The sequence below is a fragment of the Amycolatopsis sp. NPDC049253 genome (genome assembly GCF_040678995.1).
Lineage (GTDB): Bacteria > Actinomycetota > Actinomycetes > Mycobacteriales > Pseudonocardiaceae > Amycolatopsis.
This window is the reverse complement of record NZ_JBFAQX010000016.1, coordinates 83,458-98,717: the sequence shown is the minus strand read 5'-3', so window position 1 is coordinate 98,717 and position 15,260 is coordinate 83,458. Positions and strand designations below refer to the sequence as shown.

13 protein-coding genes and 1 pseudogene are annotated in these 15,260 nt (G+C 70.2%); 8 read left to right on the top strand and 6 right to left on the bottom strand.

Annotated features, from left to right (window positions below; translation table 11 throughout):
* The first annotated feature begins 64 nt into the window (after positions 1 to 64).
* Complete coding sequence (locus AB0K15_RS30455) at positions 65 to 1,207, top strand: FAD-dependent monooxygenase (RefSeq protein WP_364057931.1); 1,143 nt, start codon at positions 65 to 67, stop codon at positions 1,205 to 1,207.
* A 96-nt stretch (positions 1,208 to 1,303) separates the two neighbouring features.
* Complete coding sequence (locus AB0K15_RS30450; RefSeq protein ID WP_364057928.1) at positions 1,304 to 2,209, top strand: aminoglycoside phosphotransferase family protein; 906 nt, start codon at positions 1,304 to 1,306, stop codon at positions 2,207 to 2,209.
* A 442-nt stretch (positions 2,210 to 2,651) separates the two neighbouring features.
* Here the strand turns inward: AB0K15_RS30450 and AB0K15_RS30445 are convergent, their stop codons facing one another.
* The 5 genes from AB0K15_RS30445 to AB0K15_RS30425 form a co-directional block, all read right to left on the bottom strand.
* Positions 2,652 to 4,520, bottom strand: a complete 1,869-nt coding sequence (locus tag AB0K15_RS30445) for a glycosyltransferase family 2 protein (protein WP_364057926.1) — start codon at positions 4,518 to 4,520, stop codon at positions 2,652 to 2,654.
* Complete coding sequence (locus AB0K15_RS30440) at positions 4,517 to 5,482, bottom strand: glycosyl hydrolase family 18 protein (protein WP_364057923.1); 966 nt, start codon at positions 5,480 to 5,482, stop codon at positions 4,517 to 4,519. Before AB0K15_RS30440 ends, AB0K15_RS30445 begins: the two co-directional genes overlap by 4 nt.
* A 107-nt stretch (positions 5,483 to 5,589) precedes the next feature.
* The gene (locus tag AB0K15_RS30435) at positions 5,590 to 6,573 is read right to left on the bottom strand and encodes an NAD-dependent epimerase/dehydratase family protein (RefSeq protein WP_364057920.1); all 984 of its coding nucleotides are present in this window, start codon (positions 6,571 to 6,573) and stop codon (positions 5,590 to 5,592) included.
* Positions 6,574 to 6,601: 28 nt separating this feature from the next.
* On the bottom strand, positions 6,602 to 7,885 hold the full coding sequence (locus tag AB0K15_RS30430) for a nucleotide sugar dehydrogenase (RefSeq protein WP_364057917.1): 1,284 nt from the start codon (positions 7,883 to 7,885) through the stop codon (positions 6,602 to 6,604).
* 5 nt (positions 7,886 to 7,890) lie between these two features.
* Positions 7,891 to 8,583, bottom strand: coding sequence for a response regulator transcription factor (locus AB0K15_RS30425; protein WP_364057914.1), 693 nt, complete (start codon positions 8,581 to 8,583; stop codon positions 7,891 to 7,893).
* A 180-nt stretch (positions 8,584 to 8,763) separates the two neighbouring features.
* Here AB0K15_RS30425 and AB0K15_RS30420 point away from each other — a divergent pair, with 180 nt between their 5' ends.
* The 6 genes and pseudogenes from AB0K15_RS30420 to AB0K15_RS30395 all read left to right on the top strand — a co-directional run bounded on the left by AB0K15_RS30420 (position 8,764) and on the right by AB0K15_RS30395 (position 13,388).
* Positions 8,764 to 10,281, top strand: coding sequence for a polysaccharide deacetylase family protein (locus AB0K15_RS30420; protein ID WP_364057911.1), 1,518 nt, complete (start codon positions 8,764 to 8,766; stop codon positions 10,279 to 10,281).
* The gene (locus AB0K15_RS30415) at positions 10,274 to 11,125 is read left to right on the top strand and encodes a hypothetical protein (protein WP_364057908.1); all 852 of its coding nucleotides are present in this window, start codon (positions 10,274 to 10,276) and stop codon (positions 11,123 to 11,125) included. Before AB0K15_RS30420 ends, AB0K15_RS30415 begins: the two co-directional genes overlap by 8 nt.
* A gap of 102 nt (positions 11,126 to 11,227) precedes the next feature.
* Complete coding sequence (locus tag AB0K15_RS30410) at positions 11,228 to 11,860, top strand: ATP-binding protein (protein WP_364057905.1); 633 nt, start codon at positions 11,228 to 11,230, stop codon at positions 11,858 to 11,860.
* Positions 11,857 to 12,525: a response regulator transcription factor gene (locus tag AB0K15_RS30405; RefSeq protein ID WP_364057902.1), complete on the top strand. Its 669-nt coding sequence runs from the start codon at positions 11,857 to 11,859 to the stop codon at positions 12,523 to 12,525. The genes AB0K15_RS30410 and AB0K15_RS30405 overlap by 4 nt, the downstream gene beginning before the upstream one ends.
* Before the next feature lie 424 nt (positions 12,526 to 12,949).
* Positions 12,950 to 13,042 (top strand): annotated as a pseudogene (locus tag AB0K15_RS30400) (hypothetical protein); the annotation flags it as partial.
* A gap of 61 nt (positions 13,043 to 13,103) precedes the next feature.
* Positions 13,104 to 13,388: a hypothetical protein gene (locus AB0K15_RS30395; protein WP_364058211.1), complete on the top strand. Its 285-nt coding sequence runs from the start codon at positions 13,104 to 13,106 to the stop codon at positions 13,386 to 13,388.
* Positions 13,389 to 13,466: 78 nt separating this feature from the next.
* Here the strand turns inward: AB0K15_RS30395 and AB0K15_RS30390 are convergent, their stop codons facing one another.
* The gene (locus AB0K15_RS30390) at positions 13,467 to 15,041 is read right to left on the bottom strand and encodes a hypothetical protein (protein ID WP_364057899.1); all 1,575 of its coding nucleotides are present in this window, start codon (positions 15,039 to 15,041) and stop codon (positions 13,467 to 13,469) included.
* Positions 15,042 to 15,260 lie beyond the last annotated feature (219 nt).

Genomic DNA, 15,260 nt, shown 5'->3' with positions numbered 1-15,260 from the left:
ACAGGCGTGTACCGTCGATCCTGACCGGCGGTCAGGGGGCCGCGGTGAGAGGGGATGACGGATCATGACCACCAAGACAGTGCTGATCTCCGGTGCGGGCGTCGCGGGGCCCACGCTCGCCTACTGGCTGGCGCGCGCGGGCTACCGGCCGACCGTGGTGGAGCGCGCAGCGGGACTGCGATCGAGCGGCAGCCCGGTGGACGTCCGCGGGCCGGCCGTCGAGGTCACGCGGAAGATGGGGCTCACCGAGCAGCTGCGGGAAGCGGCCACCTCGGTCAGGGGCATGAGGTTCGTGAACGACCGGGGGAAAAGTGTCGGTCGGGTGGCGATGGGCGACGGCGGTGGCACCGACGTCGAGCTGACGCGCACCGACCTCGCGCGCATCCTGTACGAGGCGAGCGCCGGCGACGCGGAATACGTGTTCCACGACTCCGTGGCCGGGCTCGCGCAGGACGAGGGCGGGGTCGACGTCACCTTCGAGCACGGCTCGCCGCGGCGGTTCGACCTGGTGGTGGGCACCGACGGCCTGCACTCCGGTGTGCGCAGGCTGGCCTTCGGCCCGGAGGTGACGTTCGTGGAGCACATGGGTGTGTACGTGGCAACCATGCCGCTCGCCGCGCCGGTGCCCGACCGGAGCGAGATCGTCATGTACAACTCGCCGGGCCGTGCGGTGGCGGTGCATCCGTCGCGGGAGCGCGGCATCGTGGCGTTCATGTTCCGCCACGCGGCGGTGCCGGGCTTCGACTACCGCGACACGGAGCTGCACAAGCGGTTGCTGGAGACCGCGTACGCCGGGGCGGGGTGGCGGGTGTCGGAACTGCTCGACCAGGTGCGTGCTGCCGGCGACCTGTACCTCGATTCCGTTTCGCGGGTGCGGTTGCCGAGCTGGGCCGCGGGTCGGGTCGTGCTTGCGGGCGACGCGGCGTCGTGTGTCTCGTTGTTCGGCGACGGGTCCACGCTGGCGATGTCCGGCGCGTACACACTGGCCACCGAGCTGGGCGCGACGCCGGAGGATCCGGCGGCGGCGTTCCGGCGTTATGAGGCGACGCACCGGAAGCTGGTGAATCCGAGGCAGCGCAACGTTCCTGTGGCGGCCGCGATGCTCATTCCCGCCACCCGGGCGGGAATGGCGGTGCGCAACTTCGGGACGCGGTTGGCGCCGTTGGTCAACGCCGCGCAGAAGCTGGCCCTGGCGAAGAGCGCGTGACTGGGCGGGCCATGGTGGGAGAGGGGGTGATCGGAATTCGGTGGACAGCGGGTGAGCCGGTGGTTTGGATCTGAGCCATCGACCCGGGGAGGCCTGTTGACCGCAGGGGACATGTCGTCCGATGAAGTGACGATCACGGTGGAAATGGTGCGGCGGCTGGTCGCCGGGCAATTTCCGGAGTGGGCCGAGCTTCCGGTCGTGCCGGTGCCGTCGCCGGGGGTGGACAACGCCACCTATCGGCTGGGCGACACGATGTCCGTGCGGCTGCCGCGGTTCGCGCGGTGGGAAGGACAGGTCGCGCGGGAGCAGCGCTGGCTGCCGCGCCTCGGGCCGCGCCTGCCGTTGACGGTTCCGGTGCCGTTGGCGCAGGGGGAGGCGACTGCGGAGTATCCGTTCCCGTGGTCGGTCTACCGGTGGCTCGACGGGCGGCGTCCCGACCCGGGGCAGCTCGCGGACCTCGGCGCGGCGGCTGCGGACCTCGCCGAGTTCTTCCTTGCGCTGCAGACGATCGACACCGCCGGCGGTCCGCCGCCCGAGTGGAGCAACGGCTTCCGCGGGGTCGGCATGGGCGACGAGCGAGACTCGGCCGTGGTGGAGTCGCGGGTGCGCCCGTGGCTTGCCGCGCTGGAGGGTCGCATCGACACGGCCGCCGCCACGGCACTGTTCGACGCGGCGCTGACGGCGCCCGCGTGGGACCGTCCGCCGGTGTGGGTGCACGGCGACCCCGCGCCCGGCAACCTCCTCGCCCGCGACGGCCGCCTCACCGCGGTCATCGACTTCGGCACCCTCGCGATCGGCGACCCGGCCGTCGACCTGATCGCGGCGTGGACCCTGCTCGACGGCCCGTCCCGCGCGGTCTTCCGCACCAAGCTCGCCGTGGACGACGCGACGTGGGCCCGCGGCCGAGCCTGGGCCCTGACGGCGCTGCTGCCTGACCCGAGCCGCTCCGCTACCGCCGCCGCCACCGCGCGGCTGGATGAACTGCTCGCCGACCTGGGGTAGCGGCCCCCGCCCACGGCCGGTGAGGTGCGCGGGTGGGCATCGCTTGGCTACCAGGAGGAACTTGGCTGCTCGGGGTCCCGCAGGCCTCGCATTCACTGGGCTGACGCGCGCCGCAGCACGGCCTTGTTCGGGATTTGGCGGTTCGGCCGCGTCACGGGCGCAATTGGTTGCCTGCTGGCGCGGCGGCCCAGGCCGCAGGTGGCGGGGCTGCGCATCCGCTGGGCGGGCTTGAGCTGCACCCGTGCTCGGGCTCGGCTGGTTCGGCTGAGTCGGCTGGCAGCCGGTGACTGGCCGATGGGCAGCCGGGATACGCAGGTGGCCAGGCGGCGCATCCGCTGATCTGGCTTGCGGCGCTGTGTGGCCTTGCCCGTGCGGTGGCGGATGGGCTCTCGGCCTGCCCAGGTGGGGCCGGCCGAGAGCCGCCGCTGCAGCGAGGGAGGAGTTAGCTGACTTTTTCGCGCGAGAAGGGGTCGGGGGGCCAGTCCGGGGGCCACTCGGGTGGCCAGGCCGGTTCGGCGTCGGGTGTGGGGGATGGGTCGGAGGTGGTCGGAGGAAGCGAGGGGAGGGTTCGGCTGGCGGCGTTGCTGTGGGAGGGGCGGGAGGTTTCGCTGGGGGAGAGGCTGGCGCCGTTGCTGTGGGACGGGCGGGAGGTTTCGCTAGGGGAGAGGCCGGAGCCGTTGCTGTGGGACAGGCGGGAGGCTTCGCTGGGGGAGGGGACGGTGGGGCTCGAGCTGCTGTGCTGAGTGGGGAGGTTGCGGGGGAAGGGGGACGGGAGTCGGCGAGTGTTGTCGCCGGAACCGAGGTCGGTTCTCGCGGTCAGGCCGGTGTCCGCGGTCAAGCCGGTAGCCGTGGGCACTCCGGCGCTCGCAGCAACACCCGCTCCGGAGCCGACTCCCGCTCCGGAGCCGACTCCCGCGCCGGAGCCGACTCCCGCGCCGGAGCCGACTCCCGCGCCGGAACCGACACCCGCGCCCGAACCGACGCGGACACCCGAACCCACGCCGACGCCGATTGTGGTGAGGTCGGGGGTTGCGGGGATGTCGGTGCCGCGGCGGGTGGGGCTTTGCCAGCGGCCGGAACCGTCGCGCCAGGCTTGGGGGAGGGTCCAGAGGGCGATGCAGGCGTCGAGGCAGCGGAGGGGGAGGTAGAGCGGCGCCATGAGCAGGTAGCGGGCGCGGCGTTCCGTGAGGACGACGGCGAGGGTGAGGAGGAGGTCCGGCACGAGGATGCCGAAGGCGATGGTCGGGAGGTTGACGTAGTGGCCGATGGCCAGGGTCACGTCGCCGGCGACGGGGACGGACAGGAAGCCGGGGATGAGGGCCAGCAGGAGCAGCACGACCATCAGCGGCAGCAAGGCCATGAAGAGGCTGGCGAGAACGAGTTCCAGCACGTACAGCCCCAGCATGAAGCTGAACAGGTCGGCGTGCGGGCGGAAGCGGCGGACGCTTTGCCAGAAGCCGAGTGCCCAGCGGCGTGTCTGGCGGACGTAGTCGCGGAAGGCGTCCGGGTCCTGGGTGACGGCGATGGCCTTCAACGAGAACCCCACTTTGCCGAGGCGTTTGCGGTAGACCTCGAACGTCATGTTGAAGTCCTCGATCACCAGGCCCGGTGGGTTGATGTCGATGAGCGGCAACGCTTCCGCGCGGTACAGGCTGGCGAAGCCGGGGACGATGAGGGTCGCGTTGGTGCGGCGCCAGGTTTGGCCGAACTTGAGAAGGCGTTGCAGCAGCGCGTAAATGCGTGCGCGGTGCGCGGTGAACAGGAACGCCAGGAAGCCGCGGCGGGAGGCGGACCAGTCGGTGGCGGCGCAGCCGGCGACGGCGACCACGTCGGGGTCGTCGAACTGCGGGAGGGCGGCGTCGAAGTAGCCCGGAGCGAGGCGGGTGTCGGCGTCGAGCAGCAGCACGGCGTCGTAGCGGGTGGCGAGGGAGAAGTGGCGCACGCCTTCCTCCAGTGCGCCTGCCTTGCCGACGTTGCTGGGCGTCTCGGTGACGTTCACGCCGCACGCGAGGGCGAGCTCGACGGTGCGGTCGGTGGAACCGTCGGACACGACGTGGACGTTCGACGCCGGCACGAGGTGGGTGATGGCGGCCAGCGACTCGCCGATCACCACCTCCTCGTTGTGCGCGGCCATGAGCACGGCGACGCGCGAACGGTGCACGCGGGCGGGCCGCGCGCGGGGCGCCGGTGACGGCCGCGGCGGCTGTGGCGGCCGCACGCGGTTTTCGAGTGCGCGCGCCAGACCGGCGGTGCCCCACAGGGTGAAGTTCACCCCGAAGACGAAAATGGCCAGCAGCCACAGGGGGATCATCGTGCCTCCGCCGGAGTCCAGTAGGTGTCGAGCTTGGACCAGACGAGGTCGTCCTCCGTGCCGAAGAGCCAGAGGTACACCCCGCCGATGCCGAATTGCCGGGCGTGGGTGAACTTGATCGACGCGCTATAGGCGTTTTCGAACCACACGTCGTGGCGCTCGCCGGCGGCGTCGATGTAGGAAAAGTGGGGCGATTCGCTGAACCCGTCCCACTCGACGGGCACGCCGAACTCCCGCGACCGCCCGTAGGCCTGCACCCACGTGACCGGCACGGCGTTGTGGCCCACCCAGTCGTAGCCGTACATGGGCACGCCCAGCACGATCTTCGAGCGCGGGATCTGCGACGTCGCATACGTCAGCACGTCGCGGACCCAGCCCTCGGGCGCGATCGGGCCCGGCGCGGACGTCTGCCAGTGGTAGTCGTACGCCATCAGCCGCACCTGGTCGACCGCGCGGCCCAGTGCGGCGTAGTCCTGCGCTCGGTTGCGCTCGTCGTACCCGGCGTCGGTCGTCTTCGCGAACACGTCCACCGACAGGCGTTTCCCGTTGGCGTGCAAAGCATCCGCCAGCCGGGTGACGAACGCCGTGAACGCGGCGCGGTCGGTCGAGCGCAGCTCCTCGTAGTCGATGTCCACACCCGAGAAGTCCTCCTGCACGACCAGCGCCACGATGTCCGAGACGTGCCGCGCGGTCGCCGCCGGATCGTGGAGGATGGTCTGCACGATCTGCGGGTGCCAGCGCCCCTCGGTGACGTTCGCGATCGTCGGCGTGATCTCCACTCCCGTGGCCCGCAGCCGGGCGAGATCGTCCGTGCGCTGCGACTGCGCCACGAGCCGGCCCTGCGCGTCGAGGCCGTAGAGCCACGGCGACGCCTCCGTGACCTGCGACTCGTGCTCCTGGACGGTCGAGGTTCCCCCGGCCAGGTTCCAGTAGGGGAGCGACGCGATCGTGTGCGGTTGCACGGCCGCGCGCGCTCCTCCGTCTCGCAACAACGTCAGGACCAGGAGCTCACAGACGAGAAGCACGGCGACCCGGCCGCGGTGACGCGACCGGGACCTCCGGTGCGTCCTCAACTCGCGACGGCGGCCCGCAGCTGCGTCCGCCGGTCGTCGATGACCGCGGCGATGGTCTCCCGCAGGCTGTGCGCCGCGCGGAACCCGACCTGCTGCGCCGCCCGCGCGCAGTTCGGCACCCTCCGCTGCATGTCTTCGTACCCCGCGCCGTACGCCTCCTGGTAGGGCACCTTCACGATGGAGCTTTCGGACGCGGTGGCCGCGATCACCAGTTCCGCCAGCTCCTCGATGGTCACCTGCTCGGGGCTGCCGAGGTTGTAGACGGTGCCGTGCGCCGATTCGTCGTCGAGCAGCGCCACGAGCGCGGGCACCACGTCGAGCACGTGGCAGAAGCACCGCGTTTGCCGGCCCGTGCCGAACACCGTCAGCGGCTGCCCGTTCAGCGCCTGGTCCACGAACCGCGGCACCACCATCCCGTAGCGGCCGCGCTGGCGCGGGCCGACGGTGTTGAACAGCCGCACCAGCACCGTCCGCACGCCGAGCTCGCTGCCGTAGAGGTGGGTGAACGTCTCGTCGAGCGCCTTCGCCTCGGCGTAGGACCAGCGGTTCTTCAACGGCGACCCCACCACGCGGTCGTCTTCCTCCTTCAGCCCGATCGAGGTGTTCTTGCCGTACACCTCGCTGGTCGAGGTCACGAGGATGCGCGCGTCGTGGCGCAGCGCCGCGTCGAGCACGACCTCGGTGCCCAGCAGGTTGGTGCGCAGGCTGTCGAGCGTCTTCTGCATGATCGTGAACACGCCGACGGCCGCAGCCAGGTGGTAGATCTGCTCGACCCCCTCCATGCACGACTCGACGGCGGCCGGATCACACACGGAACCGCGCACGATCCGCAGCCGCGGGTCGCCGGCGACGGCCGCGAGGTTCTGCTCGGTGCCGGTGCTGAAGTCGTCCAGCACCACCACTTCGCGGTCCTCGCCGAGCAGCCGCTCGGTCAGGTGGGAACCGATGAACCCGGCCCCGCCGGTCACCAAGCACCGCATCAGTACGCCCTTTCGGTAGACGAGAGATTCAGACCAGTTCGCGGTGGGTGGCCGCGTCGAACGTGTAGGTGGCGTCGAGCACCAAGGGGCAGTGCTCGATCCAGTCGTAGGACAGTCCGGGGTGGATGGTGTGGATCAGCACGAGGTCGAAGTCCGTGCCGTGCGGGTCGGGGTTGCTCTGGAACGAGCGCCCGCCCAGCTTCAGCTCCGGCACGAGCGGGTCGTGGTACTCGACCTTCGCCCCGCCGGCCGCCAGCCGCTCGATGATCTCCAGCGCGGACGACTCGCGCAGGTCGCGCACACCCGGCTTGTACGTCACGCCCACCACCACGATCCGCGCGCCCGCGACCCCGCGGCCGGCGGCGGAGAGCGTGGCCGTGACGCGGTCGGCGACCTGGCCGGGCCGGTGCGCGATCGAGGTCATGGCCTGGCTGATCAACGGCGCGTTGCCGTGGGCCTCGCGCAGCTGCCACAGCAGGTAGTGCGGGTCGCACGGGATGCAGTGCCCGCCGACGCCGGGACCGGGGTAGAAACTCATGAACCCGTACGGTTTCGTGGCGGCCGCGCGCGTCACCTCGATCGGGTCGAGCTCCAGCGTCGAGCAGATGCCGGCGAACTCGTTGGCCAGTGCGATGTTCACCGCGCGGAACGAGTTCTCATACAGCTTCGTCAGCTCCGCCGCTTCGGCCGAGGAGACTTCGTGCACGAGCGGCGTCAGCTTCTCCAGCACGCGCCGGGCGTGGTCGGTGCACGCCGGCGTGCAGCCGCCGACGACGCGGGGCGTGCTCTGCTGCGTGTGCTCGGCGACGCCGGGGTCGATGCGCTCGGGGCTGAAGGCCACGAACACGTCCTCGCCGATCACGAGACCGCGGCCGCGCAACGGTTCGACGAGCATCTCGCGCGTCGTTCCCACGTAACTGGTGGAGGTGAGGATGAGCGTCTGCCCGGGGCGGGCGTACTCGACCACCGATCGGCACGCCGCTCGCAGCGGGCCCAGATCCGGTGTCAGGTAGCGGTCCAGCGGGGTCGGGACGCAGATGATCACCGCGTCGGCCTCGGCGAGCCGCGCGGGGTCGCCCGTGAGGTCGAACCGGCCGTCCCGGCGGGCCAGGGCGAGGCGCGCGAGGTCGGCCTCGACGAGGTCGGGCTCACCGGCCAGGATCGACTCGCGCCGGTCGGCGCTGGTGTCGAGACCCAGCACTCGCGCACCGTCGGCGTGCAGGCCCAGCGCGGTCGGCAGACCCACGTAGCCCATGCCGACGATGGCGACGGAGATGAGGCCCTCGGTCTCACTGAGGGGGGATTCGGCCATGAGTGTCAAGGGATTTCCCCTTTCCATTTCGGCGCCTCGCCGTGGGGCTCGATGCCGGCAGCTCGGGCGATCTTGACGACTTCCAGTCCACTGTGGACTTTCAGCTTGCGGAACAGGTTGCGGGTGTGCGTGCGCACGGTGTTGCGGGAAAGCTGGAGCCGAGCCGCGATCTGGTCGCTGCGGTCGCCGTCGACCATCGCCACCAGCACTTCGCGTTCACGCTCGCTCAGCACGTCGAGAGGGCTCGAAGCCCGCCGGTGCGGGGTGGCGCCGTCGCGGCGCAGCCGGTCGAACAGCACGGCCAGCAGCTCCGGCGGGTACCACGCGTGCCCGGCGCGAGCGCCGCGCACGCGGTCCAGCAGGTCTTCGAGCGAACTTTCCTTGGGGATCCAGGTGTCGATCCCCGCGTGGGCAGCGCACACCGCGAGGTCTCGGTCCCGGCTCGCGGTGAGGGCGACGAAGCGGGCCCTGGGCGCCGCTTCGCGCCAGATGCGGATCCGCTCACGCACGTCGGTGAGCGACTCCAGCTCCACGGTCACCACGTCCGGCTGCTGCGTGATGAGCGCGGAGCGCAGCGTGGGATCGGAGGTGGCGCGCGTGCCGACCACCCTGATCCACGGCACTGCGGCGAGGCTCGACGTCAGCACGTCGGCCACCATGCGGTGGTCCTCGATCAGGAACAGGCGGGTGATGTCCACGCCGCACAGCAAACAGGCCCCGAAACCGGTTGTCCTCAGTCAGCTGTGCGAAAGACGGCTCATACAGATGACGGAGATCCGGCATCTGCGGTAGGCGGGCTCGTCCCTTATGGGGATCCGGGTGCCGGGCGCGGACCATACGGTCAGCTGAGGTATCCCCGATCATTTTGGTGGCCACCCATGGAAAGAAGAACGCGGAAACACCGCAAGGCCCGCAAGGGATTCGATTTCCGGCGGGCACGCACGCGGCTCGCGGTTTGCGCGGCCGCGCTGCTGTGCGTGCTGCCCGCGTTGGTAGTGGGCGGTTCCACAGCGGGTGCGTCGCTGGCGCGGCCGCTGGGCGTCGTTCTCACCTTCGACGACGGCAACGCGGATCAGATGAGCGCGCTGCCGATCCTGCAGAAGTACAACATGAAGGGCACGTTCTACATCATCAGCGGTTCGGTCGGGGCGCCCAACTACCTGACGCAGGCGAACCTGCAGACGATCAAGGGCGCCGGGCACGAAATCGGCGGGCACACCGTGTCGCACCCCGACCTGACGACGGTGCCCGCGGACGAGGCCAAGCGCCAGATCTGCAACGACCGCGCCGCGCTGGCCGGCATGGGCTTCTCCGTAACGAGCTTCGCCTATCCGTACGCGTCGGTGAACACGGCCGTGGCGAACACCGCCAGGACGTGCGGCTACAACAGCGCTCGCGGTCTCGGTGACCTGGCGTCGGCGCACGGTTGTGCCGGCTGTCCCGCCGCCGAGACGACCAGACCAGCCGATCCCTACCAGCTGCGGGCCCTCGACCAGGACGACAACACCTGGACCCTGGCCCAGATGCAGAGCGTGGTCACCGCGGCCGAGCGCAACGGCGGCCTGCTCACCTTCACCTTCCACCACATCTGCGACGGCACCGGGTGCGACGAGCTGTCGATCTCCACCACGCGGCTCGACCAGTTCCTCTCGTGGCTGAACGCACGCAAGAGCGTGGGCACGACCGTGAAGACGATGAACCAGGCCATCGGCGGCACGGTGAAGCCGATCGTCACGGCGCCGGCGTCGACGAACACCACGCTCGCGAACACGTCGCTGGAGAGCTCGACCAGCGGCACCGGTTTCCCCGACTGCTTCATGCCGGGTGGTTACGGCGCCAACACGCCGACGTGGACGAGAACCACGGACAAGCACACGGGCACGTACGCGCAGAGACTCGACGTCAGCAACTACACCGACGGTGACGCGAAGCTGCTGCCGACCTTCGACCTCGGCGCCTGTACACCGAAGGTGACCGCGGGTGGTACCTACACCCTCGGCGTCTGGTACAAGTCCACAGCGATCACGCAGTTCTCGCTGTATTACCGCAACACGCAGGGTTTCTGGACCTACTGGACGTCCGGACCATGGCTCGCGGCGGCGCCGAACTGGACGCAGGCCACGTTCACCACTCCGGCGGCGCCCGCGGGTGCGGTCGGGATGAGCTTCGGCCTCGCGCTCATCGCCAACGGATCGGTGACGACGGACGACTACTCGTTCGCCACGGGTTCCGGTGCGGCAGCGGCGGCCGCCATCAAGGCGTCCACCACGAGTCCGCAGCGGTTCAGCGTGACCAGCCGCAACTCGCTGAAGGCCGGCACGTTCGGCCGCAACGCGAAGCCGCTGGTCCCGTCGCAGCCGGGTCAGGTCATCGCTCCCGTGGAGCCCGGTGACTGACGCCCGTTCGCCGTCGGTGCCCGGCGCTCGCCGCCGGGCACCGACCCGGATCAGACACGCGGTGTGGGGTCTGGCGGCCGTACTGACCACCGCGTCCTGCACCGGCGCGCCCGTCCACTCCCCTGGGGCGGGCGCGCCGGCGGACCCGCCCTCGGCCGCCCCGGTCGTCCCGCCTTCAGCTCCCTCGTCCTACCCCTGGCACACGAGCATCGTGGCGACCACGTTCTGGGTCGGCGAGATCTTCGACCCGAGCGCCGAGGACGGCAGCCAGGTCGAGTCCGCCTACGACGACCGGTGGTTCGACCACTACGGCGGCTGCGACGGCGTGGTCACCGCCGGAAAGTGCGACACCGAACCGCGCACGGTGGCCAACGGGTTCTTTCCCACGCGCATGACGCCGCGGGAGAACCCGTTCTACCTCGACCTCCCTTTCGACGATGTGGGAGACGAGGTGGCAAATCGCCAACGCGCCGCCGTGGTTCCGTGGGCATCTGACGAACGCTATTCCGCACGGGTTTCCGATCGGGGCTTCAGCCTCTTGAAAAATCGCTGGGTACGCATCCGCCACGCGGGCAAGGTCTGTTACGGACAGATCCAGGACGCGGGCCCAGGCCGCTACGACGACGCGAAGTACGTGTTCGGCACGGACGACGCCCGGCCGGCGAATGATCGGTTCAACGGTGCCGGGATGGACGTCTCACCTGCGCTGAACGGATGCCTCGGATTCACCGAGCTCAACGGGGAGAACGATCGGGTCGACTGGCAGTTCGTCGACGACTCCGCGGTGCCGCCGGGACCGTGGAAGATCATCGTCACCACAAGGGGTGTCACGCACGAGAGCTGATTCCCGCCTATTCGCCGATGCCTGGGTTATGCGGAAGTAACGTCCCCAAGATCGCGGACGACTCCCTTCGGTCGGGGAAAGGTAAAGGCGAGGGAAAAAGCCATGGAAACCGTGCCGGAACGCCGGGCGGCCACCGGGCGCCGCAGCGAGGATCGGACCGTTCAAGCTCTGTGGGGAGTGTTGCACGATCTCGGCCACGAGATCACGACGTTGGCCTACCTGGTCGAGTCGGAGCTCGAAGACGTGGCCGGCGTGGAGCTGATCGGTGAGCAGGTTTCGCGGTTGCGCACACTGGTCTCCCACGCGCTGGCAGCCGAGACGCACGAGGAAATCGTGCCGCTGCGGCCGTTGCTGGCGCAGCTGGTGAAGCTGGCCGATCGGGTCAGTGAGCCTTCGGTGGTGCTCGCGGACGGAGCGGCCGCCGCCGTCCGCGCGGACGGCACGGTGCTGTGGCGGATCCTCGCCAACGTGCTGGGCAACGCGGTGCGTGCCGCGGGGCCCGACGGTCACGTACGTGTCGAGCTCACCGCGAACTCGCCCGTCACCGTGTCGATCACGGACGACGGGCCCGGGTTCGGGCGTATCCCACCGGGTACGGCGTCGCTCGGCCTGGTCACGGTCGCGCACCTCGCCGAGGAGTCGGGTGCGCAGGCCCTGGTCGGTCCGGGTGAACCGGAGGGCACGTGCGTGCGGATCGTCTTCCCCAGCCGCCTGAGTGAAGGGGAGCACGAATGACGAGCATCGTCCTGGGTGACGACCACAAGGTTTTTCTCGAAGCACTGGCCGGGCTGCTGGAGCGGCACGGGATGCGGGTGGTGGGCACCGCCCGCACGCTCGCGGAAGTGGTGGACACGGTGCGCGAAACGCGCCCGGACGTCTGCCTGCTCGACCGCAACTTCGGCGCCGGCCCCGTGGAGGACGGCGTCGCGGCGACGCTCGCCGCGAGCCCGGGCACCAAGGTCGTCATGCTCACGGCGAGCCCCGGCAACGGCGCGGTCGCCGACGCCCTGCGCTCCGGCGCGGCCGGCTACGTGCACAAGACGTGCGGTGTGGAGCACCTGATCAACGCCATCGACCGCGTGATCGCCGGCGAAACCCTCGTGGACGTCCCCGTGCGCACCTCGGTGCCCGCGGCGGACCGCTCGCGGGAGATCGACCTGCGCGAACGCTTCCTCACCAGCCGCGAACGCCAGTGCCTCGCGATGCTCATCGACGGCGACACGACGGAGACGATGGCGCGCCGCCTGGGCGTGTCCACGGCGACGGTGCGCAGCCACGTGCAGGGGGTGCTGGTGAAGCTCGGGGTCCACTCGCGGCTGGAGGCGGCCGCGCTGGCGGTGCGGCACGCGCTGGTGCCGGCGGCGTCGGCGACTTCGGGGTTCGAGGCGAGGCTCGGTTAAGTCCATCGCCGCCACGCCGGCGCGAGTCCGGCAGGTGCTGCGGATGGTTGCGGGGTGCTGCAGGTGCGTCGCGGTCTCAAGGACTGCGACGCACCTGCGCGTTCGCGGCATCACCGCCGTGAACCCTCGAACGCGCAGACCAGGGGTCGAACGCCGCCAACGCCGCGCTGGCCCCTCCTCGCGTCGCCCCTTCGGCTGGATCGTGCCCGCGTTGCCGGCGAGAGTAAACATCATATCTATGACCGGCTCGCCCTCAGGTGCACGCCTCGATTGATCTGGTTAATCAGGCTTCATGGGGGTGTTTTAGCCAGTGTTGCCCTGTTTTGAGCCTAGTCCTGCTGGAAAGATCAGATTTTTCTAGGCTTCCTGGCGCGCTGGTGCCATATGCGGTCCCGCATAGACCTGATCTATTCGGGAGTCCGCGATGAACGAGAAGTACCGCTCCGGCTACGAGCTGGTCGCCGAGCGACTTCTCGGCTACATCGCCGAGCACGATCTGCGGGCGGGCGACCGGTTGCCGACGGAGGCGGGGCTGGCCGAAATCCTCGGCGCCAGCCGCAACGTCACGCGCCAAGCCGGTGGCCGGACTGGTGGCGTTCTTCAGCTTCGTGGGCAACTGGAACAACTTCTCCCTGCCCTACCTGGTGCTGCCGAGCAGCGACCAGTTCCCGCTGCAAGTCGGGCTGAACCAGCTCCTGTCGTCGACGCCGTCGTTCAACCCGGTCGCCGGGGCCGGCCTCGACATCACGAGCCCCGAGCTGGTGTTTGCGATCGTGGTCGCGATCCTGCCGGTGCTGGTGGTGTTTCTGTTCTCGCAGAAGGCGCTGGTGTCGGGCATGCTGGCCGGCGCCACCAAGGAGTGAGGTTCAGCCGCTTGACGGGTGCCCGGCCGGCCGTGAAGCCCGGGGGCCACTCGCGGCCCGGCTGGGTCCTTTGCAGATCTAGCCGGGCAGCTGGCTCCGGAGCCGATCGAGCCACCGGTCGACGGTGAGCTCGTACCGCCCGGGGTCGTTCAGCGGGGCGGCGTCGGCGACCGCGGCGTTCACGTGGTCGCGCACCGTGCCCGCCCACTCGGGCAGCACCCACACGGTCTGGAAGTAGTCGGCGCGCATCCGCACGACGGCGACCTCCTGGTACCCGGCGGTGACCTCGCGGTTGCGCACGCCGTAGCGGGACTCGGAGATCTGCGGCGCGCCCGACGTGATGATCAGGACGGTCGGGCGGGCCTTCAGGATGACCTCGGTCGGATCGGTGCCGCGGGAGATCTGCGCGTCGTTGAGACCGATGTAGTCGATGGCCTGCCAGTCGCTGTAGTAGGGGATGGCGCCGGCGTCGCCCACGGCCAGCGTGCGCGCCTCGGCCGGCACGTCGGCCGCGCCGAGGCCCTTGCCGATCGCGACGTGCGCGCGCTGCAGGTCGGGACCGTAGTTCGCAATCGTGCCCAGGTCGGGCGCCGTCGCGCCGGCCACGGCCGACCAGCCGATGGCGACGGCTCCGGCCAGCGCCGTCAGCCACCGCCCGCCCAGCGCGGCCGCGCCCAGGCCCGCGCCGAGGCAGAGCACCGGCACGCCGTGGTCGGCGAAGCGGTCGAGGTAGTCCATCGTCGGCCCGGACACCGCGTAGGTCACGTAGGTCAGCACGACGGTGGCCACCAGCAGCCCGCCCGCCGCGCGGGTGGCGCGGCGGAGCAGGAGTGACAGCGTCAGCACGAGCAGGGGCAGCAGGAGCCAGAACGTGTGCTCCGTCCACATCCGGCCGGACGCGAGGTCGCCGAACTTGACGTAGAACGTGTTGGGCAGCAGCTGCCCGTAGTACTGCCAGCGCCACACGAAATACCCGGCGCCGACCACGGCCGCTCCTGCCGTCCACCACCACGTCGCCCGGCTGCGCCGCGTCGTCCACAGCCAGACGGCCACGGTCGGCAGCGCGGCCAGCACGCCGTCGGGGCGCAGAGTGCCGAGCACCAGCAAGAGCAAAGGCGGTTCCCAGGGGTGCACGCGCTCGCCGTCGAGCACGCGCAGCCCCAGCACCACCCCGCGCAGGAGCACGGCCGCGAACACGGCCGTCTCGAGGCCGCTCGTGATGTGGAAGTACGTCGGCAGGAAGACCACGTACGCGCCGCCTGCCACCAGAGCGCCGGCGAGTCCGCCCCGGCGGTGGCCGGTCGTCACCAGCATCAGCAGCGTGAGCACGCCGAAGACCAGTGAGGTCACCTTCGTGAACAGCGGCAGTGCGAGTCCCAGCCACGAGCCGAGCCCCGACCACAGCACCCAGGAGAAGTCGGTGAAGCCCTCCACGCGCGGGCCGGTCACGTTCCACACCGGGCCGTGACCGGCGGCGAGGTTGGCGGCGTAGCGGAAGCTGATGAACGCGTCGTCGATGGTGAAGAACCAAGCCGACCAGGCGCCGGCGAGGAACAGCACGAGCAGGCCGAGGCCGGTGAAGACGAGCGCGCGGCGGCGCGGCCGGGCGGCTTCGACGCGCCCGGCTGCTGCGGACGTGGACGTGATGGTCATGACGAACCCCGTGGTTGGACGAACCTGTGACCTCGACGGAGCGGCAACTTTAGCCGAGTTGCCCGGATGCTCCCACGATTGGCCCATGTGTCGGGCTCGTCTTACGTGTCTGAATCCGTCGCCGGTCCCCGTCGTCGGCGGGCGGCTTCGATATTCCAGTTCTTACGATGATCTTTCACGCACTGCGCACAACTTGATTGCGCACAATTTAGTTGTAGT

What these genes read in the sequence shown, in the direction of transcription:
- AB0K15_RS30455 (WP_364057931.1), top strand. Translation starts at nt 65, where the DNA reads ATGACCACCAAGACAGTGCTGATCTCCGGTGCGGGCGTCGCGGGGCCC.
- AB0K15_RS30445 (WP_364057926.1), bottom strand. Translation starts at nt 4,520, where the DNA reads ATGATCCCCCTGTGGCTGCTGGCCATTTTCGTCTTCGGGGTGAACTTC.
- AB0K15_RS30435 (WP_364057920.1), bottom strand. Translation starts at nt 6,573, where the DNA reads ATGCGGTGCTTGGTGACCGGCGGGGCCGGGTTCATCGGTTCCCACCTG.
- AB0K15_RS30430 (WP_364057917.1), bottom strand. Translation starts at nt 7,885, where the DNA reads ATGGCCGAATCCCCCCTCAGTGAGACCGAGGGCCTCATCTCCGTCGCC.
- AB0K15_RS30420 (WP_364057911.1), top strand. Translation starts at nt 8,764, where the DNA reads ATGGAAAGAAGAACGCGGAAACACCGCAAGGCCCGCAAGGGATTCGAT.
- AB0K15_RS30410 (WP_364057905.1), top strand. Translation starts at nt 11,228, where the DNA reads ATGGAAACCGTGCCGGAACGCCGGGCGGCCACCGGGCGCCGCAGCGAG.
- AB0K15_RS30405 (WP_364057902.1), top strand. Translation starts at nt 11,857, where the DNA reads ATGACGAGCATCGTCCTGGGTGACGACCACAAGGTTTTTCTCGAAGCA.
- AB0K15_RS30390 (WP_364057899.1), bottom strand. Translation starts at nt 15,041, where the DNA reads ATGACCATCACGTCCACGTCCGCAGCAGCCGGGCGCGTCGAAGCCGCC.